This is a genomic window from Mycolicibacterium baixiangningiae, from assembly GCF_016313185.1.
Classification (GTDB): domain Bacteria; phylum Actinomycetota; class Actinomycetes; order Mycobacteriales; family Mycobacteriaceae; genus Mycobacterium; species Mycobacterium baixiangningiae.
This window is the reverse complement of sequence record NZ_CP066218.1, coordinates 5,368,109-5,387,669: the sequence shown is the minus strand read 5'-3', so window position 1 is coordinate 5,387,669 and position 19,561 is coordinate 5,368,109. Positions and strand designations below refer to the sequence as shown.

Below are 19,561 nucleotides of genomic sequence, written 5' to 3'. Positions count from 1 at the left end.
GCATACACGAGGATGGAAAGGTGCCCTTCTCAGTGGACCTCCCCGTCATGCCTCCGCTCGAACCGATGCTCGCCAAAGCCCAGGTGAAGGTGCCCAGCGATGAGGGGGTCTGGTCCTACGAGCCGAAGTGGGACGGCTTCCGGGCGCTCGTCTTCCGCGACGGGCCGGACGTGCTGCTGCAGTCGCGCAACGGCAAGGACCTCGGCCGGTACTTTCCGGAACTGGTCGTCGCGCTGCGCGACGAACTCGCCGAACGCTGTGTGCTCGACGGGGAGATCGTGGTCCCGCGTGACATCGGTGGCCGGGTACGGCTGGACTGGGAGTCGCTGAGCCAGCGGGTCCACCCGGCCGCCAGCCGCGTCAAGATGCTCGCCGAGCAGACACCGTCGCACTTCATCGGTTTCGACGCGTTGGCCACCGGTGACAGGTCGCTGCTGAAGGAACCGTTCCGGGTGCGCCGGGACGCGCTGTCGGCGGCGGTCCACGAGAAGACGTGGTGCCATGTCACGCGCACCACCGAGGATCCGGCGCTCGGTGCCGAGTGGCTCGACACCTTCGAGGGGGCGGGTCTCGACGGCGTGATCGCCAAACGGCTCGACGGGCCCTACCTTCCGGGCAAGCGGGAGATGGTGAAGGTCAAACACGCCCGCGACGCCGACTGTGTGGCCATCGGCTACCGCATCCACAAGAGCGGGGAGGGGATCGGCTCGATCCTGCTCGGGCTGTACACGGACGATGGCGAACTCCGGATGGTGGGGGGTGCAGCATCATTCACCGCCAAGGACCGGATCAAGCTGCTCGCCGAACTCGAACCGCTGCGCGAAGGGGACGAGGTGCGGGAGGGGGATCCGAGCCGGTGGAACTCCGCGGCGGACAAGCGTTGGATACCGATCCGGCCGGAGAAGGTCGCCGAAGTGGCATACGACCAGATGGAAGGGAACTCCGTGCAAGGCAGACGGTTTCGGCACGCGGTCAAGTTCCGGCGGTGGCGGCCGGATCGCGATCCGGCGAGCTGCACCTTCGATCAGCTGGAGGTCCCGCTCAACTACGACCTGTACGACGTCCTGGAGAGAACCTGACATGGCAACGCCCGCAGAGGAAATCGACGTCGACGGTGTCGCCGTCCGGCTGACCAACCCCGACAAGGTCTACTTCCCGGAACTCGGCTCGGCCGGCACCAAACGCACATTGGTGGAGTACTACCTGTCGGTCAGCGAGCAGATGGTGTCCCTGCTGCGGGACCGGCCGGTGCATCTGCAGCGGTTCCCCGACGGTATCGACGGCGAGGAGATCTACCAGAAACGGGTGCCGCAGAAGCATCCCGAATATCTCGAGACCTGCACGGTCACCTTCCCGTCCGGCCGCACCGCAGACGCGCTCAAGGTGACTCATCCGTCGGCGATCGCCTGGGCGGCGCAGATGGGCACGATCACGCTGCACCCGTGGCAGGTGCGGTGTCCGGACGTCGAACACCCCGACGAGCTCCGCATCGACCTGGACCCGCAGCCCGGCACCGGCTTCCGCGAAGCCAGCGCGATCGCCGTCGACGTCCTCAAACCGCTGCTCGACGAACTCGGGCTGGTCGGCTATCCAAAGACCTCGGGCGGTCGCGGGGTGCACGTGTTCCTGCGGATCAAGAGCGACTGGGATTTCGTGGCCGTGCGTCGCGCCGGGATAGCGCTGGCCCGCGAGGTCGAGCGGCGCGCGCCCGATGCGGTCACCACGTCGTGGTGGAAGGAGGAGCGCGGCCAACGGCTGTTCATCGATTACAACCAGAACGCCCGCGACCGCACGTTCGCCTCCGCGTACTCGGTGCGCAAGACGCCGATCGCGACGGTGTCGACGCCGTTGACGTGGGCCGAGTTGGCCGACGCGGATCCCGACGACTACACGATCGGCACGGTGCCGGACTTCGTGGCGGGCCGGCCGAATCCGTGGGCGGACATCGAGGCGAAAGCGCAATCCATCGAGGTCCTGCTCGAGATGGTCGCCGCCGACGAGGAACGCGGACTCTCGGATCTGCCGTACCCGCCGAGCTATCCGAAGATGCCGGGCGAGCCGCCGCGGGTGCAGCCGAGCAAGAAGGTCGCCGCCAACTGGGATGACGACGGTAACCGAAAGTAGAACGCGCAGAACGGAACCGGCCCGCCACCGTGGAGGTGGCGGGCCGACCGGTAGAGCTCAGTGCTACGCGCGCGGCTGGGCCCCGTAACCGGGGGTACCGGGCGCCGGCGTCGCGACGTGGGTGTCCTTGCGCCGCTTCAGACCGAGAAGCCCGAGCAGACCGAGAAGACCCGCGAGGCCCCACAGGCCGGTGTTGTCGCCGTCCTCCTGATCGTCGTCGGCCTGGGCGACCAGTGTGGTCGTCGGACCCTGAACAGGGGTGTACTCGGTGGTGGCATTGGCTACGCCGGCCCCACCGAACAGAAGAGCACCGGTAGCGGCGGCGACAGCAACGATTTCACGCATAGAGACTCCAGACTTTGTGGCCCTCCCGGGCCGGTGGACGATCGGACCATGGGCTGCAGTCCGTGCACGGCAGGGAACGTTCACGTCCCCCCCGGTCGCAAGGGATCACATACCCCAGCAAACTGCCACCAAACCCTAATCGTCTCATCAGGCTCGGAGCGTATAATGCTTAGCCGCTCTAATTCGGGTGGCAAAAGCGCGCTCACCGGTGCGGATTCAGCTAACAGGCACCACTCCGCGCGCCTGTGGCAGCGGCAGATTCGTGTAGGTCGCGATGCCCGGTGCGGCGGCCACCACAGCCGGAATGGCGTGAATCGGTGGCATCGCCGTCATGATGTGGCCGAGGACGAAGAAGTCGTCGAGTGTCTTCGCGTTCTCGATCATGTCCTGCGGCGGCAGGAACCCGACGGTCATGTTGACCGTCGGCCGCCCTTCGACGGTGATCTTCCAGCCGTCGCTGTCGAGCTGCCAGTCAGGGTCGAGCGTCTGGCCCTTTTTCCAGCGCACGTTGATGTCGATGACGGTCCTGCCGCCGACGCGTCCCTGCCAGCTTGCGGCCACCCCCGCGACGTGTCCGGCCGGGATGGTCCACGATGCCATCGGAAGGTCCTCGGTGGTCTGGGCGTATTCGGGTTCGCAGACGATCTCGTCGAGTTCGATTCCGAGCGAGTCGGCGACGAGCTGCACAGCCTCGGCGAACACCGCCGTGCCGTTGGCGGCCATCGGCTGCAGATCGGGATCGTCGATCGCCATGCCGAAGCCGGTCGGACGTTCGGTGTCGGGGGAGTCGTACAACGTGGTGTCGGCGGATTCCGCGATGGTGATCTTGTCGACGCGGTCGCACGAGGTCGCGGCCACGATGGCCAGCAACTCGGCGAAGCCCGGGCTGACGCCGGAACCGAACAGCGTCGCACCCCCGCGCTCGCACGCCTCGATCAATCGGTCGCGCCCGTCGCCCAGATTGTGCCCGGTGATGAACGACGCCGACGCCACCACGTTTACGCCCGCTTCCAGGATGCGCACCAGCTCGTCGACGTCGATCCACATCGGGTTGTACACCACGACATCGGGTTTCAGCGCGAGTAGCGCGTCGACGTCGTTCGAAGCGCTGATCCCGAGTGGTTCGATGCCCACCAGCTCACCGACGTCGCGGCCGGCCTTCTCCGCCGACCACGCGTAGCAGCCGACCAGGTCGAGATTCGGATTCGCGGCGATCGCCGCGACGGAACTCTTTCCGACATTGCCGGTCGTCCACTGGACGACCCGATAGGAAGTGTTTGGCACTCGCTCAGGTTAGGGCGGGGCGCACCGACTTTTTACCGATCGGCGAAAATACACGCAGCGCTGCGTAGGCTGGCCCCGTGGGAGCCGATGTCGACGCGCAGAACCCACGTCGGCCCCGGGGACGCCCCGCCCGTCTCAGCCGCGAGCAGATCGTCGCCGCAGCCCGCCGGGCACCGGGACCGGAACTGACCATGCAGGCCGTCGCCGACGAACTGGGCGTCAGCCGCAAGGCCCTGCACTACTACGTCGGCAATCGTCAGGGCCTGCTGACGCTCGTGGTGCTCGACCGCTTCGAACAATCGCTGCACGCGGTGCACCTGCCCGAGGACGGCGACTGGCGCGCGGTTCTGCGTGCCTACGCCTACGCCTTCCGCGACGGCATCGTCCAGGTCGGGGGAGGCGCCGACCAGATGCCGTTCAGCGGTGCGGGCGCCGGCGCGGTCCTCGCCCTCGCCGAACGGGTACTCGCCGCGATGCTGAGCGCCGGCTTCGCCGCCGACCACGCCCGCCGCGGCGTCACCGCCGTCGCGAACATCGCCCAGTCGGCCGCCCACGACACGCTGCACACCTCGGTGCGCGACTTCCATCAGGCGCAGACCCGCGCCGCGCTCGAGCGGTCGGCCGATTCGGACTATCCGGCGCTTCGCCGGGTGCTCGCCGCCGCGCCGTCACCCGACGACGGTCAGTTCGAGTTCGAACTCACCCTGGCGATCGTGGGGCTGGAACGCCTGCTGCCCGCCACGCCCTGAGTCAGACGCCCTGACTCAGGGGCCGGGAGCCAGCGTCGCCCTGCCGGCGCGCTCCTGGCCGGCGCGGTCGATCCAGGTGACGTCGACGACGGTACCGGGGTAGAACCGGTCCAGGGTGTAGGTGAGCGCGGTCGCCGACGAGAGCCGGTTGCCGTTGATGGCGATCAGCACGTCGCCGTCCATCAGCCCAGCCGCTTCGGCGGGGCCGCCGCGCAGCACCTCCTGGATGAGGACACCGGGGACGTCGGTCGGTGCGGTCCGGACGCCGACGCCCAACAGTGCCGGCGGACCGATGTGGACGCTGTCGGACGGGACTCTGGACCGGATCTGGTTGGCGATGCCCACCGCGTCGTTGATCGGGATCGCAAAGCCCTTACCGCCGGGACCCATCCGGAAACTCACCGACGCGGCCGTGGTGATGCCGACCACCTGTCCGGCACTGTTGACCACCGGCCCACCCGAGTCACCGGCGCGCACCGGGGCGGCGAATTCGATCAACCCGTTGAGCTCGTCGGAACTGCCGGTCAGCGTGTCCTCGGCCTGTACGGTCCGCCCGAAGGCGGTGATGCTGCCGACCTCCCGGGTCAGCGGGGCGGCGGAGCCCTGGGCGTTGCCGAGCGCCACGACGGGTTCGCCGGCCACCAGCGCCGCCGAGTCGCCGATCGGCGCCACCGGCAGGCCACCCGCTCCGAGCAGCTGGATCACCGCGATGTCGCGTCCGCGGTCGTAGCCCACGAGTTCTGCCGGGTACGACCGGCCCGCGACGGTGGCGCTGAGCCGATCGGCGCCCTGGACGACGTGGTAGTTCGTCAGCACCTGGCCGCCCCCATCGAGCACGATGCCGGTGCCCGTGCCGAAGGCGTTCTGGTAATCGATCTCCGTGTCGATCCGCGCCACGGCGGGTTCGACGGCGGCTGCTGCGGCGACCGGATCACCCGGTGCGGCGGTCGAGGTGGCCGGGGCGATCGGCATGACCAACGTGAGAATCGCGGCCAGAAGGACCGACACCACAGACAGCCAACGGGGACAGTGCATGCCCATGAATTGCCCTTCGACGACGATTTATTCCTCGGGTTCTGCCCACATTCTTCGTGATCGGACCCCAAGGTGTCGACGTAGGGCGCTGACCTCAGTCTTCGATGGCGACGCCACCGCGAAGACGGCGACGTCGGCGCGGTGAATCACCCTTGCCCGACGGACGCCGGTTGCGTAACCGGCCGCTGCCGGCGGCCTCGTCCTCGTCCTCGACGGGCGTCTCCGGTTGCGCGGCGTCGTCGGACTCCGACCGCTCAGCCTCGTCGGCCGACTCTTCGGTGTCCGACTCTTCGGTGACCGGCTCGTCGGTCTCCGACGGCTCGGTCTCGGGCGCGTCGGCATCCTCAGTGGTGTCCTCGGTGGTGTCTCCGGCGGTTTCGGTGGCCGACGACTCCTGCGCGCCCTTGCGACCGCGGCGTCCGGTCTGCTTCTTGGGCTTGAGCGGTTTGGGCGGTGGCGGCGGCGTCTCGGCGACGAACGCGAGGTAGAAGGCGAAAATCCCGAGCAGCGCGATCGCGGCGGCCGCGCCGTAGATGCCGAACAGCCACGGGCCGGCGGAGTCCAGGTTCAGCCAGATCTCGCTGATCGCGGCTCCGAGGATCAGCGCCGCGGCCAGCACATGCAGCGCGATCGACAGCACTCGCAGGCGCAGCGCCAGCTGCGGTGTGCCGAATTCCGGCCGGCGGGTCCGCAGCAGCGTGAACACCACCGGCAGCGCCGCGAGGCCGATAAGCGCCGCGGTGACGATGCGCAGCACGGTGCCGAGCGTGTGCGACGTCGTCCCCAACAGCTCGTACCAGCGGGGCAGGACGAAGAAGAAGTAGAGAGCTGCGGCGATGACGGAGAACGATGCGTGCCAGATGACCGCGACCGAGCGCCGCATACTCCTCCTCGAGACTGGTGGCCGGCGGTGCGATCAGCATCGTCGATGCCGATCGCACCGCGGACCGGGTGCGGAGGATAGGGGATTTGAACCCCTGAGGGCTATTAACCCAACCCGCGTTCCAGGCGAGCGCCATAGGCCACTAGGCGAATCCTCCGCGGGCAATCGTAGCTGACGGGCAGAACGCGCCCGTCGAGATGTGCCCGGGCGTGGGTATTACACTCAGGGCGGACCCCGCGCGGCGTCCATCCTGTGAACTCCCCCAGGGCCGGAAGGCAGCAAGGGTCAACGGGCTCTGGCGGGTGCGCGGGGTCCCCTTTGTTTCTGCTCCCGGATTCCTGGTGAAAGGCCCGCGGTGTCGTTCCACTCCCTCAGCCGCGACGATCTGGTCGCCCAGCACGAGCAGCAGCAGCGCAACTACGCCGAGCTGCAGGGCAAGGGTCTGCACCTGGACCTGACCCGCGGTAAGCCCTCGTCGGCCCAGCTCGACCTGTCCAATGCGCTGCTCGAGCTCCCCGGCCGGGACACCTACAAAGACAGCGACGGCACCGACGTCCGCAACTACGGCGGTCTGCACGGCCTGCCGGAAATGCGCGCCATCTTCGGCGACCTACTCGGAATCCCGGTGCAGAACCTGATCGCCGGCAACAACGCCAGCCTCGAGCTGATGCACGACACCGTGGTGTTCTCGCTGCTGCACGGCGGTGTCGACTCGCCGCGGCCCTGGATCGAGGACCAGCGCGACGGAACAGCGGTCAAATTCCTGTGCCCGGCCCCCGGGTACGACCGGCACTTCGCGCTGACCGAAAACCTCGGCATCGAGATGATTCCCGTGCCGATGCTCGAAGACGGTCCCGACGTCGACCTCATCGAGGAACTCGTCGCCGCGGACCCGGCCATCAAGGGCATGTGGTGCGTTCCGGTGTTCGCCAACCCCACCGGTATCACCTACTCCTGGGAAGTGGTCCGCCGCTTGGTCCAGATGCGCACGGCGGCAACCGATTTCCGCTTGTTCTGGGACAACGCCTACGCGGTGCACACCCTGACGCCGGACTCCGTGCGGCAGGTCGACGTCCTCGGCCTCGCCGCCGCGGCGGGCAACCAGAACCGGCCGCTGGTATTCGCCTCGACCAGCAAGATCACCTTCGCCGGCGCCGGCGTGAGCTTCCTGGGCGGCTCGCTGGGCAACATCGCGTGGTACCTGCAGCACGCGGGCAAGAAGTCGATCGGCCCGGACAAGGTCAACCAGTTGCGGCACCTGAAATTCTTCGGCGACGCCGACGGCGTACGGCTGCACATGCAGCGCCACCGCGAGCTCCTGGCGCCGAAGTTCGCACTCGTCGGCGAGATCCTCGAAGGCCGGCTGGGTGACGCCAAGATCGCTTCGTGGACCGATCCGAAGGGCGGCTACTTCGTCAGCCTCGACGTGTGGCCGGGTACCGCCAGGCGCACGGTCGCGCTGGCCAAGGACGCGGGCATCGCGGTGACCGAAGCCGGGTCGGCCTTCCCGTATCGAAAAGATCCGGAAGACAAGAACATCCGGATCGCCCCGTCGTTCCCCACGGAGGACGACCTGCGTTCGGCCATCGACGGTCTGGCGACGTGCACGCTGCTGGCCGCCACCGAGTCACTGCTCGGTTGACCATCCGTCGTACTGCGTCGGTAGCCTGCTGACCGTGGCGCTCTACCGCAAGTACCGACCGGCGACCTTCGCGGAGGTGGTCGGGCAGGAGCATGTCACCGAGCCGCTGTCGACCGCGCTGTCGGCCGGGCGCATCAACCATGCCTACCTGTTCTCCGGTCCCCGGGGCTGCGGGAAGACGTCGTCGGCGCGCATCCTGGCCCGCTCGCTGAACTGCTCAGCCGGGCCCACCCCGACCCCCTGCGGGACGTGCGATTCGTGCGTGGCGCTGGCCCCCAACGGGCCGGGCAACATGGACGTGACGGAACTCGACGCGGCCAGCCACGGTGGTGTCGACGACACCCGCGAACTGCGCGACCGCGCGTTCTACGCCCCGGCACAGTCGCGCTACCGCATCTTCATCGTCGACGAAGCGCACATGGTCACCACGGCCGGCTTCAACGCGCTGCTCAAGATCGTCGAGGAGCCGCCGGAGCACCTGATCTTCGTGTTCGCCACCACTGAACCGGAGAAGGTGCTGCCGACGATCCGGTCGCGCACCCACCACTACCCGTTCCGGTTGCTGGCGCCCAAGACCATGCGCACGCTGCTGGAACGCATCTGCGCCGACGAGGGCGTCACCGTCGACGACGCGGTGTACCCGCTGGTGATCCGGGCGGGCGGCGGGTCGCCCCGTGACACGCTCTCGGTGCTCGACCAGCTGCTGGCGGGGGCGGCGGGCAACCGCGTCGAGTACGGCCGCGCGCTCGCCCTGCTCGGGGCCACCGACGTCGCGCTGATTGACGATGCGGTCGATGCGCTGGCCGCAGGCGACGCCTCCGCGCTGTTCGGCGCCGTTGAATCGGTGATCGACGCCGGGCACGATCCGCGACGCTTCGCCACCGACCTGCTCGAGCGTTTCCGCGATCTCATCGTCCTGCAGGCGGTGCCCGACGCCGCCGCCCGCGGGGTGGTCGACGCCCCGGGGGACGTACTCGAGCGGATGCGCGATCAGGCTGAGCGGGTGGGCGCCGCGACGCTGGCCCGCTACGCCGAGGTGGTGCACGCCGGGCTGGGGGAGATGCGCGGTGCGACCGCGCCCCGGCTGCTGCTCGAGGTGGTCTGCGCCCGGCTGCTGCTGCCGTCGGCCAGCGATACGGAATCGGCTCTGCTGCAACGCGTCGAGCGCATCGAGACCCGCCTCGACATGTCGATCCCGGCCTCGGACATGCCGGCCGCCGCGCGCCAGGTGGAGCCCGCCAAGACGTTCACCCGCAGGAGTCGGGTGCCCGACGCCCCCGCGCCCGCGGAGCCCGGTCCGGAAACGCCGACGCCACCCGCGGCGGTGTCACAGCCGGCTCCGCCGCCCGCGCCGCCCGAGCCGGCGGCCCCCGTCGCTGAACCACCCGAGCCGGTATCGCGCCCGGTCGCCACGCCTGCCGAGCCGGAGCCGTCGCCGCCTCCGGTGCGCCAGCCCGCCGAGCCCGTGGTCGAGGTCCCCCCGGCCGCCGGTAGCGCGCCGAACGCCGCGGCGGTGCGCAGCATGTGGACCACGGTGCGGGAGAAGGTCAGGCAGCGCAGCCGCACCATCGACGTGATGCTGGCCGGCGCCATCGTGCGCGCGGTCGAGAACGACACGTTGGTGCTGAGCCATGAGTCGGCGCCACTGGCGAAACGGCTTGTCGAGCAGCGGAACTCCGACGTCATTCGCGAGGCCCTCAAGGATGCGCTCGGAGTGGACTGGAAGATCCAGTGCGAAGCCGGTGCCGGGCTGGCCGCCGCTCCGGCGGAACCCGCCCGGCCGTCGCCCGCCGCCCCTCCGCCACTGCCCGGGGACGACGAGGAGAGCATGCTGGCCGAAGCGGTCCACCAGGACATGGGCCCTCGCCGCGACCCGGAGGAAGCCGCGCTCGAACTGCTGCAGAACGAACTCGGCGCCCGCCGGATCGACGGCAGCTAACGTGTAGTTACGCCGACCACCACGGCCGCAGCGGCAGCCCGCCGTCGTTGCCGCGCTCGTCCAGTTTGACCGCCAGCACCTGGTGCAGCTGAACGATGTTCGTCTCGAAACCGAGCCGCGAACCCGCCATGTACATCCCCCACACCTTCGCGGTGCCCAGCCCCACCTCGTCGACCGCCTCGTCCCAGTGCTCGACGAGGTTGCGGCACCAGTCGCGCAACGTCATCGCGTAGTGGTGACGCAGATTCTCCTCGTGCACCACCTCCAGGCCGACGTCCTGCGCCTCGGTGATGATGCGGCCCGAACCGGTCAACTCCCCGTCGGGGAACACGTAGCGGTCGATGAATCCGCCCGCGGCGGGCGCGGCGCGGTTGTCCGGCCGGGTGATGCAATGGTTGAGGAGTAGTCCGCCGGTGCGCAGCTTCGACTGCAGGAATCGGAAGTACGACGGATAGTTCTGCACACCGATGTGTTCGGTGAGCCCGATCGACGAGACTGCGTCGAAACCGATTTCGCGCACGTCGCGGTAGTCACCGTGGCGGATCTCCGCCAGGTCGGTCAGACCTTCGTCGGCGATCGCCTTCTGTCCCCACAGTGCCTGCTCTTTCGACAGGGTCACGCCGACGGCCTTCACGCCGTGGCGGGCTGCATACCGCACCATGCCGGCCCACCCGCAACCGACGTCGAGCAGCCGGTCACCGGGCTGCAGCCGCAACTTCTCGAACACCAGGCGGTACTTGTTGTCCTGCGCTTCCTCCAGCGTCGCTTCCGGCTGCGGGTAGCACGCGCAGGTGTAGGTCATGGACGGCCCGAGCACCCACTCGTAGAAAGTGTTCGATACGTCATAGTGGTGGTGGATCACCCCGGCGTCACGGGATTTGCTGTGTCGCAATCCTTCTGCGATCCGGCGCCACCGGGGCAATGTTTCCTGCGGCGGCGGGGCGATTGGCTTGAGGTGCTCGAATCCGATGGAGCGCACGATGTTCGCCAGCACCTTGGCCGGCGGGCGCTTGAATTCCATTGTCCCGGTCAGCGCTCGCAGCAGATCGTACGGGTCGCCGGGATGGACTCCGGTGAGCTCGATGTCGCCGGACACATAGGCCCGCGCCATACCCAGATCACCCGGCGCGGTGGCCAGATAGGTGGTGCCGCGCGGGGTCTTGAGGTCGAAGCCGAGCGTGGCGTCCGCCGGGCCGGCGGTACTGCCGTCATAGGCGGTGAACTTCAACGGTTCCTGGCCCGAAACGAAGATCTCGAGGATCTCCGCCAACGTCAGCTTCTGTTCCGGTACGAGTTTCGTCATCGCAGGTTCCTACTCTTCGCGCAGGCGCTCATCGTCTCTGCACCGCTTTGGCATACAGATCGAGCAGCCGTGAATCGGGGTCGTATGCCTTCTTGACCGTTTTGTATGTCTCGCCCCCGTAGAGTTCGTCGAATTCTTCCTCGGAGTAGTACGCATCCGAGTACAGCGATTTGTGCCCATCGAGCTCGCTGACCTTGCGCTCGATGAGCCTGTTGGTGTGCCCCTCCTCCGGCCCGACCGGTACCGACGACCAGAAGCCCACGTTGACGTAGGTGTGTTGCGGGCGGATCGGATACAACGGCCAGCTGTCGTTGTCCCGTAACCGTAACGGGCACAGCCAGATCGGCTCGATCGGCACATTCTCCAGGAACCAGCCGAGGAACTCCGCGGTGCGGCCGATGGGCACCTCGATGTCCTGGACGACGCGCTCCCGCGGTGGCCGTCCGTTGCGTATCTCGATGCGGTCGGCGATGTTGAACCGCTGGTCGTATCCGATCAGCTTCCAGTAGAAGCTGCTGCGCCGGTAGCGCTGCGGCCACAGCCGCCGGATCGTCGGGTTCTGAGCGCCGAAAGCCCTTGAGCACCAAAACCAGTCGGTGTCCCAGCGCCACAGGTAGTCGTGGATGGTCAACCGGTCACGCTTCTCAGCGCCGTTGTCTCCGGAGTGCTGGATCGAGCGGTAGTAGATCTGCTGACCGGTGTAATCGCTGACCGGGCCGGGCGTTGCCGTCCGGACGCCGACGCACAGGTAGCTCTCGTCGGCGCCGAACACCACACCGTCGAGGTAGTCGACGGGCTCGCCGTCGAGGCCGCCGGATTCGGCGATGCGGTCCATCGCTTCGACCAGGTCGGTCAGCGACCGGAAACGTAAGTGGCGCAGCGCCACGAACGGTTTGACCGGTTCGAGTTCGATCTTCAGCCGCACCGAGTACCCGAGCGTGCCGTAGGAGTTGGGGAAGGCGTGAAAAAGATCCGGGCACAGGTCCCGGTTCGCAGTGACGACCTCGCCGGTGCCGGTGAGGATGTCCATCTCCAGCACCGACTCGTGCGGCAGGCCGTTGCGGAACGAGGTGGACTCGATGCCCAGCCCGGTCACCGCGCCGCCGAGGGTGATGGTCTTGAGTTGGGGCACCACCAGCGGCGCCAGGCCGAACGGCAGGGTCGCGGCGACGAGGGTCTCGTAGGTGCACATGCCGGCGACGTCGGCGGTGCGGGCGTCGGGGTCGACGGAGATCACCTCGGTCAGACCGGATACGTCGAGCCCCTTGGCGGTGGCCTTGGCGCGTGCACGGAACAGGTTGGACGTGGGTTTGGCGAGACGCACTGAGGCGGTCGGCGGAATCGCCCGGTAGCTGGCGAGTAGCCGCTCCACGCCTTCGGCGTGAGCAGCCCGTGCGTCGGTCGGGGCAACAGACACGCGTATACGCTAGTCCGCGACCGAAGCCGATGCGACCGCACCGCCCTGGGACACACCGCGTCTTCACTTCGAACAAGGAGATTTCACCGATGGGACAGGTCAGCGCCTCCAGCACCGTCATGATCAACGCCGAACCGGCGGCGGTGCTGGCAGCCGTCGCCGACTACCAGACCGTCCGCCCCAAGATCCTCTCCGAGCACTACCGCGACTATCGGGTGCTCGAGGGCGGGCAGGGGGCCGGAACGGTCGCCACCTGGAAGCTGCAGGCGACGAAGTCGCGGGTGCGCGACGTCAAGGCCACCGTGGACGTGGCCGGACACACCGTGATCGAGAAGGACGCCAACTCGACGCTGGTGACCAACTACACCGTCGCCCCCGCGGGCCCGGGCTCGTCGGTCACGGTCAAGACGTCGTGGACGGGCGCCGGTGGCGTCAAGGGGTTCTTCGAGAAGACGTTCGCGCCGCTGGGGCTGAAGAAGATCCAGGCCCAGGTGCTGGAGAACCTCAAGCACGAGGTCGAGTCCGGGAGCTCATCCGCCGCCTGACGGGCTTCAGGAAACAGCGCCGTCAGGAAACAGCGAGGAAGGCGGCGATACCGCGCACGACGGCGTCGGCGTAGCGCTGCCTGCCCTCGGCGGTCTTCATCACCGCCGAGTCCGCCGGGTTCTTCATGTTGCCCAGTTCGACGAGGACCGACGGATACTGCGCGAGGTTGAGCCCGGCGATGTCGCTGCGCGGGTTCAGCCCGCCGGATCCGATGTAGGTCGACGGCACGAATCCGGACCCGGACAGCTGGTCGCGCATGATCTGGGCGAATTGCACGGAAGGCCCGGCCTGTGCGTCGTTGAGCGGGGGCGACGAGTACAGCACGTGAAAGCCGCGTCCGGTCGACGGGCCGCCGTCGGCATGCACCGACACGATCGCATTCGGGCGCACCGAATTGGCCAGCGCCGCGCGCTCGTCGACGCACGGTCCGAGCGCGTTGTCGTTGCCCCGCGACATGGCGGTGCGCACGCCCAGCGCGGTCAACGCCTGCCTGATGCGCAGCGTCGTGTCCCACGCGAAGGTGTGCTCCGGATAGCCGTCCTCGGTAGACGTACCGCTGGCCTGGCAGTCCTTGGTGCCGCCGCGGCCGGTCGGGACCTGCCTGCTGATCGAGGCGTCGTTGGCGCCGTTGTGGCCGGGGTCGAGGAACACGATCTTGCCCGCGATGTTGGCGGGCGCGGCGGCGGCGGGGGCGGCGAATATCGATCCTGCGATCAGCAGGCTGGTGGCGATCGCGGCTCCGACACGCAGGCTGGCAGGCACGGGCGCCACCGTAGCCCGCGTGCCGACTACGCTTAAACCCCAAAGCGCCGGATACGGGCGACAGAAACCAAGTCGAGACCAACGCGACATCAACATGCAAGGGGACCAGTCATGCAACCCGGTGGTGGCCAGCCCGATATGTCAGCACTCCTCGCCCAGGCGCAGCAGATGCAGCAGCAGTTGATGGAGGCGCAGGAGTCACTCGCCAACTCCGAGGTGCACGGTCAGGCCGGCGGCGGCCTGGTGCAGGTGACGATGAGGGGCAGCGGTGACGTGGTGGCGGTGGCCATCGACCCCAAGGTCGTCGACCCCGACGACGTCGAGACGCTGCAGGACCTCGTCGTCGGCGCGATCGCCGACGCCGCCAAGCAGGTCACCATCCTCGCGCACGACCGGCTCGGGCCGCTCGCGGGCGGCATGGGCGGCCTGGGCATCCCGGGCCTCTGACTTGTTCGAGGGGCCCGTACAGGATCTGATCGACGAACTCGGCAAGCTGCCGGGGATCGGGCCGAAGAGCGCCCAGCGCATCGCCTTTCATCTGTTGAGCGTGGAGCCCCCCGACATCGACCGGCTGACCGCGGTGCTCAATCGGATCCGCGACGGGGTGAAGTTCTGCGAGGTGTGCGGCAACGTCTCCGACGCGGACCGCTGTCGCATCTGCAGCGACCCCCGGCGGGACGCCTCGCTGATCTGCGTGGTCGAGGAGCCCAAGGATGTGCAGGCCGTCGAGCGGACGCGGGAGTTCCGCGGCCGCTACCACGTGCTGGGCGGCGCGCTCGACCCGTTGAGCGGGGTGGGGCCCGACCAGTTGCGCATCCGTGAGTTGCTGAACCGGATCGGCGAGCGGGTCGACGGCGTCGACGTGGCCGAGGTGATCATCGCCACGGACCCGAACACCGAGGGCGAGGCGACGGCCACCTATCTCGTGCGGATGCTGCGCGACATCCCGGGCTTGAGCGTCACACGCATCGCGTCGGGGCTGCCGATGGGCGGCGATCTCGAGTTCGCCGACGAACTCACGCTGGGCCGTGCGCTGGCCGGTCGCCGCGCCATGGCCTGATATCGCGGCACGATCCGTCGCACGCGAAACCGACGTTTTGTAGAGGTCCTCTCGGCCGATGGCTACGAAACGTCGATTTCGAGAAATGTCAGACCCCTCGCGCAGTATGCAACCCATGAGCGACGTGATCCTCGGCGGCGAGGCACTGGCCGCGGGCGTGGTGACCCGCCATGACCTCCGCATGAACTACACCGTGCTGTACCGCGGTGTGTACCTCTCCAAGCGCTCCGCGGCCTCGCTGCGCCACCGTGCGATCGGCGCCTGGCTAGCGACCGGCCGGCGTGGAGTCGTCGCGGGTGTCGCCGCGGCCTCCCTGCACGGTGCGCCCTGGGTGGACCCGTCCACGCCCATCGAGGTCGTCGGTGCGAACTGCAGGCCGCAGGAGGGCTTGATCCCGCGTACCGAGAGAGTCGCAGAGGACGAGATCACCCGGAGGTCCGGGCTCCCCGTGACGACGAGGGTGCGCACCGCCTTCGACCTCGCACGCCACCTGGAGCGCGGTGAGGCGCTGGAGCGGCTGGACGCCCTGATGTGGAATCAGCGGTTCGATGTCGACCAGGTCATGGCGCTGGCGGGGCGATATCCCCGCGCCCGCGGGCTACGGCAGGTGCGCGAGTTGCTGCCGCTCGTCGACGGCGGAGCGGCCTCACCGCGCGAGAGCCGGCTGCGGTTGTGTCTGCACGACGCGGGTCTGCCGCGACCGGAGACTCAGATTCCGGTGGTCGACGGGTCGCGCCCGGTCGCGTTCCTCGACATGGGCTGGCGCGAGTTCATGGTGGCGGTCGAGTACGACGGTGACCACCACCGCAAGGATCGCGCGCAGTACGTCAAGGACATCGCCCGGCTGCGGATGCTCGAAGAGCGGGGTTGGATCGTCATTCGGGTCATCGCCGAGGAGCATCCGCACGACTGGCTGGCGCGGGTCTGCACGGCCCTGGCCGGCCGTGGCTGTCCCGTCGGCGCCCCGGTGGTGCGGCGCCGGGCGGCCTAGGCCCGCCGCGGTGCCGTCAGCCGTTCCCGACGCAGCCGCGCCACCTCGTGGAGATCCAGCGGCGGCAGGTCGCCGACGACCTTGCTCAGCAGGTGGTCGGCCAGCTCCGGATTGCGGGCCAGGCACGGGCCGTGCAGGTACGTCGCGATGACGCTGCCCTGCACCGCCCCGTCGACGCCGTCACCGTCGCGGTTGCCCGCACCCTTCTCGACCCGTGCCAGCGGTGCCGCGTCAGGGCCGAGAGTTGTTCCGCCGCGGTGGTTTTCGAAGCCGGTCAACTTCTCGGACAACCCGGGGACCAGCGGCTGGGAGACCACTTCGCCGATCGTGCGGGCCGGCTGCGGTGAGGTGGTGACGTCGAGCATCCCTACGCCGTCGACCCGTTCCCCCGACGATGTCTCGTACCAGTGGCCGAGTACCTGGATGGCCGCGCAGATCGCCAGCACCGGGGCGCCGCGGGAGGCGGCCTGCTGCAGGCCCGGATAGCGCTGTAGGTGTTTGGTCGCCAACCGCTGTGCGTAGTCTTCTGCGCCGCCGAGGGTGTAGAGGTCGAGTTCGGCGGGCACCGGATCGGCCAGCGTGATCTCGACGACCTCCGCGTCGATGCCCCGCAACCGCAGCCGCTGCCGCAGCACCACCGAGTTGCCGCCGTCGCCGTAGGTGCCCATCACATCGGGCAGCACCAACCCGATGCGGACCGTGGAGTCACTCATAGCGCGCCAACCGCCTGTTGAGTTGCAGGAACGCCGTGTAGTTCGCGATCACCTCGACGTGGCCCGGCGGGCAGGACGTGATCGCCGCGAGGGTGTCGTGCACCAGCGTGTGCCCGACGCCGGCGTATCCGAGGCGCACCGCGAGGTCTGTGCCCCGCTCACCGGCGGCCACCACCTGGGTGTCCTCGAAGTGCTCGAACCGAACATCCCACAGCCACGACAGATCCTCCCCGTCGGGCACCTGCCCGTTGACCGCGATCACCACCCCCGCGCCGTGCTTGTCGACCATCGACAGCGCTTCCTGCCAGCCCGCGGGGTTCTTGGCCAGCAGCACCCGCGCCGTGTGGTCGCCCACCCGCACCGTCCGGTAGCGCCCGGCCACCTCGTCGACCCCCGATACGGCGGCCACCGCGGCTGCCGGGTCGGCGCCCAGGGTGACCGCGGCGGCGACGGCCTGCGCCGCGTTACCGCGGTTCACCGCGCCCGGCAGCGCCAGCGTCATCGGCAGCGACAGGCCGTCGGGGCCGTGGAGGTGGGTGTCGTCGTACCACCACTGCGGGTCTGGCCGCTTGAAATCTGTGCCGGTCGAATACCAGTCGGTGCCGTCGCGGACGATCACCTCGCCGGAGCGCGGGCAGCTCACCGAATCGTTGGCCCAGCTGCCGCCCGCGGCCACCCAGACCACGCGGGGGCTGTCGTAGGCCGCCGACGTCATCAGCACGTCGTCACAGTTGGCCACCACGACCGCCTTCGGATGCCGGGCCAGGCCGGCGCGCAGCGTGCGTTCGATGTGGTTGATCTCACCGACCCGGTCGAGCTGGTCGCGGGACAGGTTCAGCAGCACCACGACGGACGGGTCGACGGCGTCGGACACGTGCGGCACGTGCATCTCGTCGACTTCGAGCGCCGCGAGCCCGGCGTTGCGGTCGGCGGCGAGCGCGGCGATCAGGCCGGCGTCCATGTTCGCGCCCTCGGCGTTGGTGGCGACCGCGCCGAGGGTGCCCAGCGCCGCCGCGGTCATCCGCGTGGTGGTGGATTTGCCGTTGGTGCCGGTGACGACGACCGTGCGCCGGCCGGCGCCGAGCTGGCCGAGCAGCGAGCGGTCCAGCGTCATCGCGACGAGCCCGCCGATCATCGCGCCCGCCCCGCGCCCGGTGACGCGCGACGCCCACCGCGCGGCGGCTCCGGCCGACAGCGCGGCGCGTCCTCGAGGGGTGACCATCCCCGGCAGTTTAGGTGCCCGACACGCACCGCTGCGATCCGAGGATTGTCGGAGGGGCGTGCCAGTCTGAAGTGGTGAGCCACAGCTGGGGACGACCTGCGGTCGATACCGGTACAGGCTGGGCCGTCGTCGATGTCGAGACGTCGGGTTTCCGGCCCGGCCAGGCGCGCATCGTGAGCCTGGCCGCACTCGCGGTGGGGGACGACGGCAACGTCGAGCACAGTCTCGCCACGCTGCTGAATCCGGGCGTGGACCCGGGGCCCACCCACGTGCACGGGCTGACCGCACAGATGCTGGAGGGCGCACCGCGGTTCGGTGACGTCGTCGCAGACCTCGCCGAGCTGTTGCGCGGCCGCACGCTCGTCGCCCACAACGTCGGGTTCGACTACTCGTTCCTGACCTCCGAGGCCGAACTGGTCGGCGCCGAACTTCCCATCGACTCGGTGATGTGCACCGTCGAACTCGCCCGCCGCCTCGACCTGGGCACGGTGAACCTGCGGTTGGAGACCCTTGCCGCACACTGGGGCGTGCCGCAGCTCAAACCGCACGATGCACTCGACGACGCGCAGGTGCTCGCCCAGATCCTCAAGCCGACGCTGGCCCGCGCCCGGGAACGCAGGGCGTGGCTGCCGACGCGTCCGGTCGGCCGGCGGCTGTGGCCCAACGGCCGGGTGACCCATGACGAACTGCACCCGCTGAAGATGGTGGCCGCGCGGACGCCGTGCCCGTACCTCAACCCCGGCCGCTACGTCCCGGGACGCCCGCTGGTGAAGGGCATGCGCGTCGCGGTCTCGGCCGAGGTCAGCCACACCCACGAGGAACTGATCGAGCGGATGGGCACCGCCGGCCTGGCCTACGTCGACAACGTGGACCCGGTGACCTCGCTGGTCATCTGCAACCAGGCGGACGTCGAACAGGGCAAGGGTTACCAGGCCCACGAGTTCGGCGTGCCGGTGCTTTCGGACGCCGAGTTCATGCGCGCCGTCGACCACGTCGTCGGCGGCACCGGCATCGAGGACTTCTTCGATCCCACGACCGTCGGCGACCAGTTCGCCCTGTTCTGACGTTCGGCGCCGGCCGTCAGCCGCTCAGCGCCTTGGCCTTGAGCGCGTCGAACTCGGCCTCGGTGATGACGCCGTTGTCCAGCAGTCCCTTGGCGTCCGCGATCTCTTGCGCCGGGGAGCGGCCTGCCGCTTGGCGGATGTAGTCGTCGGTCTCCCGCTGGGCAGCGAACGCCGCTTCGCGTGCACGCTGAGCCATGCCACCGCCTCGGGCGATGAGGTACACCAGCGCGGTGAGGTAGGGCAGCAGGATCAGGAAGACCACCCAGATCGCCTTGATCCACCCGGACGTCTTGTGATCACGCCAGAACAGATCAGTGAGGATGTTGAACAAGATGATCAGGTAGGCGATGAACGCGAAGATCACCACTGCCGACCACAGATAGTCCCAGAATGAGTCCCACATGGGATCCCCCTCACGGACGCGGCTCGCCGTCGAGCCACTCCCGCCCCGAGTCTATTGGCCCACCGCGCGGCGCACCGGC

At 68.8% G+C, this 19,561-nt stretch carries 20 protein-coding genes, 1 tRNA gene and 1 other RNA gene; 11 read left to right on the top strand and 11 right to left on the bottom strand.

Annotated features, from left to right (window positions below):
* Nucleotides 1–47 precede the first annotated feature (47 nt).
* Nucleotides 48–1,079 carry an ATP-dependent DNA ligase gene (locus I7X18_RS25610; RefSeq protein ID WP_193046889.1) on the top strand — a complete coding sequence of 344 codons (1,032 nt, stop codon included), beginning with the start codon at nt 48–50 and terminating at the stop codon, nt 1,077–1,079.
* Between the two features lies 1 nt (nt 1,080).
* A complete protein-coding gene (ligD, locus tag I7X18_RS25605) occupies nt 1,081–2,124 on the top strand; it encodes a non-homologous end-joining DNA ligase (protein ID WP_193046769.1) in 1,044 nt (347 codons plus the stop codon).
* A 63-nt stretch (nt 2,125–2,187) separates the two neighbouring features.
* Here ligD and I7X18_RS25600 read toward each other — a convergent pair whose 3' ends face one another.
* Together I7X18_RS25600 and I7X18_RS25595 are read right to left on the bottom strand one after the other, a co-directional pair.
* Nucleotides 2,188–2,469 (bottom strand): WGxxGxxG family protein, encoded by a 282-nt coding sequence (locus I7X18_RS25600; RefSeq protein ID WP_193046768.1) that lies wholly within the window; start codon nt 2,467–2,469, stop codon nt 2,188–2,190.
* A 216-nt stretch (nt 2,470–2,685) separates the two neighbouring features.
* Complete coding sequence (locus I7X18_RS25595) at nt 2,686–3,753, bottom strand: NAD(P)H-dependent amine dehydrogenase family protein (protein ID WP_193046767.1); 1,068 nt, start codon at nt 3,751–3,753, stop codon at nt 2,686–2,688.
* 77 nt (nt 3,754–3,830) lie between these two features.
* Between I7X18_RS25595 and I7X18_RS25590 the strand changes: the two genes are divergently transcribed.
* On the top strand, nt 3,831–4,502 hold the full coding sequence (locus I7X18_RS25590; RefSeq protein ID WP_232375331.1) for a TetR/AcrR family transcriptional regulator C-terminal domain-containing protein: 672 nt from the start codon (nt 3,831–3,833) through the stop codon (nt 4,500–4,502).
* 15 nt (nt 4,503–4,517) lie between these two features.
* On the opposite strand, the gene I7X18_RS25585 is transcribed toward I7X18_RS25590, so the two are convergent.
* The 3 genes from I7X18_RS25585 to I7X18_RS25575 form a co-directional block, all read right to left on the bottom strand.
* A complete protein-coding gene (locus I7X18_RS25585) occupies nt 4,518–5,543 on the bottom strand; it encodes a S1C family serine protease (protein ID WP_193046766.1) in 1,026 nt (341 codons plus the stop codon).
* 88 nt (nt 5,544–5,631) lie between these two features.
* On the bottom strand, nt 5,632–6,420 hold the full coding sequence (locus I7X18_RS25580; RefSeq protein ID WP_193046765.1) for a lipid uptake coordinator LucA: 789 nt from the start codon (nt 6,418–6,420) through the stop codon (nt 5,632–5,634).
* A 71-nt stretch (nt 6,421–6,491) separates the two neighbouring features.
* Nucleotides 6,492–6,577: transfer RNA gene (locus I7X18_RS25575), tRNA-Ser, on the bottom strand.
* A 69-nt stretch (nt 6,578–6,646) separates the two neighbouring features.
* Here I7X18_RS25575 and ffs point away from each other — a divergent pair.
* The 3 genes from ffs (at nt 6,647) to I7X18_RS25560 (ending at nt 10,001) form a co-directional block, all read left to right on the top strand.
* Nucleotides 6,647–6,741: signal recognition particle sRNA small type (ffs, locus tag I7X18_RS25570), an RNA gene on the top strand.
* A 34-nt stretch (nt 6,742–6,775) separates the two neighbouring features.
* Nucleotides 6,776–8,062, top strand: coding sequence for an aspartate aminotransferase type Ic (locus I7X18_RS25565; RefSeq protein ID WP_193046764.1), 1,287 nt, complete (start codon nt 6,776–6,778; stop codon nt 8,060–8,062).
* A 34-nt stretch (nt 8,063–8,096) separates the two neighbouring features.
* The gene (locus tag I7X18_RS25560) at nt 8,097–10,001 is read left to right on the top strand and encodes a DNA polymerase III subunits gamma/tau (RefSeq protein WP_193046763.1); all 1,905 of its coding nucleotides are present in this window, start codon (nt 8,097–8,099) and stop codon (nt 9,999–10,001) included.
* Between the two features lie 7 nt (nt 10,002–10,008).
* On the opposite strand, the gene I7X18_RS25555 is transcribed toward I7X18_RS25560, so the two are convergent.
* Both I7X18_RS25555 and I7X18_RS25550 read right to left on the bottom strand, forming a co-directional pair.
* Complete coding sequence (locus tag I7X18_RS25555) at nt 10,009–11,304, bottom strand: class I SAM-dependent methyltransferase (protein WP_193046762.1); 1,296 nt, start codon at nt 11,302–11,304, stop codon at nt 10,009–10,011.
* 28 nt (nt 11,305–11,332) lie between these two features.
* On the bottom strand, nt 11,333–12,721 hold the full coding sequence (locus I7X18_RS25550; RefSeq protein WP_193046761.1) for an FAD-binding oxidoreductase: 1,389 nt from the start codon (nt 12,719–12,721) through the stop codon (nt 11,333–11,335).
* An 89-nt stretch (nt 12,722–12,810) separates the two neighbouring features.
* Between I7X18_RS25550 and I7X18_RS25545 the strand changes: the two genes are divergently transcribed.
* Entirely contained in the window at nt 12,811–13,266 is a 456-nt protein-coding gene (locus I7X18_RS25545; protein WP_193046760.1) for an SRPBCC family protein, read from the top strand.
* Between the two features lie 22 nt (nt 13,267–13,288).
* Here the strand turns inward: I7X18_RS25545 and I7X18_RS25540 are convergent, their stop codons facing one another.
* Nucleotides 13,289–14,029: an Rv3717 family N-acetylmuramoyl-L-alanine amidase gene (locus I7X18_RS25540; RefSeq protein WP_193046759.1), complete on the bottom strand. Its 741-nt coding sequence runs from the start codon at nt 14,027–14,029 to the stop codon at nt 13,289–13,291.
* A 111-nt stretch (nt 14,030–14,140) separates the two neighbouring features.
* On the opposite strand from I7X18_RS25540, the gene I7X18_RS25535 reads away from it, so the two are divergent.
* The 3 genes from I7X18_RS25535 to I7X18_RS25525 all read left to right on the top strand — a co-directional run bounded on the left by I7X18_RS25535 (nt 14,141) and on the right by I7X18_RS25525 (nt 16,080).
* The gene (locus I7X18_RS25535; RefSeq protein ID WP_193046758.1) at nt 14,141–14,476 is read left to right on the top strand and encodes a YbaB/EbfC family nucleoid-associated protein; all 336 of its coding nucleotides are present in this window, start codon (nt 14,141–14,143) and stop codon (nt 14,474–14,476) included.
* A 1-nt stretch (nt 14,477) separates the two neighbouring features.
* Complete coding sequence (gene recR / locus I7X18_RS25530) at nt 14,478–15,089, top strand: recombination mediator RecR (protein WP_193046757.1); 612 nt, start codon at nt 14,478–14,480, stop codon at nt 15,087–15,089.
* A gap of 115 nt (nt 15,090–15,204) precedes the next feature.
* Nucleotides 15,205–16,080, top strand: coding sequence for a type IV toxin-antitoxin system AbiEi family antitoxin (locus I7X18_RS25525; RefSeq protein WP_193046756.1), 876 nt, complete (start codon nt 15,205–15,207; stop codon nt 16,078–16,080).
* On the opposite strand, the gene I7X18_RS25520 is transcribed toward I7X18_RS25525, so the two are convergent.
* Both I7X18_RS25520 and I7X18_RS25515 read right to left on the bottom strand, forming a co-directional pair.
* Nucleotides 16,077–16,793 carry a type 1 glutamine amidotransferase gene (locus I7X18_RS25520; RefSeq protein WP_193046755.1) on the bottom strand — a complete coding sequence of 239 codons (717 nt, stop codon included), beginning with the start codon at nt 16,791–16,793 and terminating at the stop codon, nt 16,077–16,079. The genes I7X18_RS25525 and I7X18_RS25520 overlap by 4 nt on opposite strands.
* Nucleotides 16,786–18,015: a Mur ligase family protein gene (locus tag I7X18_RS25515; protein WP_193046754.1), complete on the bottom strand. Its 1,230-nt coding sequence runs from the start codon at nt 18,013–18,015 to the stop codon at nt 16,786–16,788. The genes I7X18_RS25520 and I7X18_RS25515 overlap by 8 nt, the downstream gene beginning before the upstream one ends.
* Before the next feature lie 71 nt (nt 18,016–18,086).
* Between I7X18_RS25515 and I7X18_RS25510 the strand changes: the two genes are divergently transcribed.
* Nucleotides 18,087–19,079 carry a DEDDh family exonuclease gene (locus I7X18_RS25510; protein WP_193046887.1) on the top strand — a complete coding sequence of 331 codons (993 nt, stop codon included), beginning with the start codon at nt 18,087–18,089 and terminating at the stop codon, nt 19,077–19,079.
* Between the two features lie 16 nt (nt 19,080–19,095).
* Here I7X18_RS25510 and I7X18_RS25505 read toward each other — a convergent pair whose 3' ends face one another.
* Nucleotides 19,096–19,482, bottom strand: a complete 387-nt coding sequence (locus I7X18_RS25505) for an SHOCT domain-containing protein (RefSeq protein ID WP_193046753.1) — start codon at nt 19,480–19,482, stop codon at nt 19,096–19,098.
* Between the last annotated feature and the right edge of the window lie 79 nt (nt 19,483–19,561).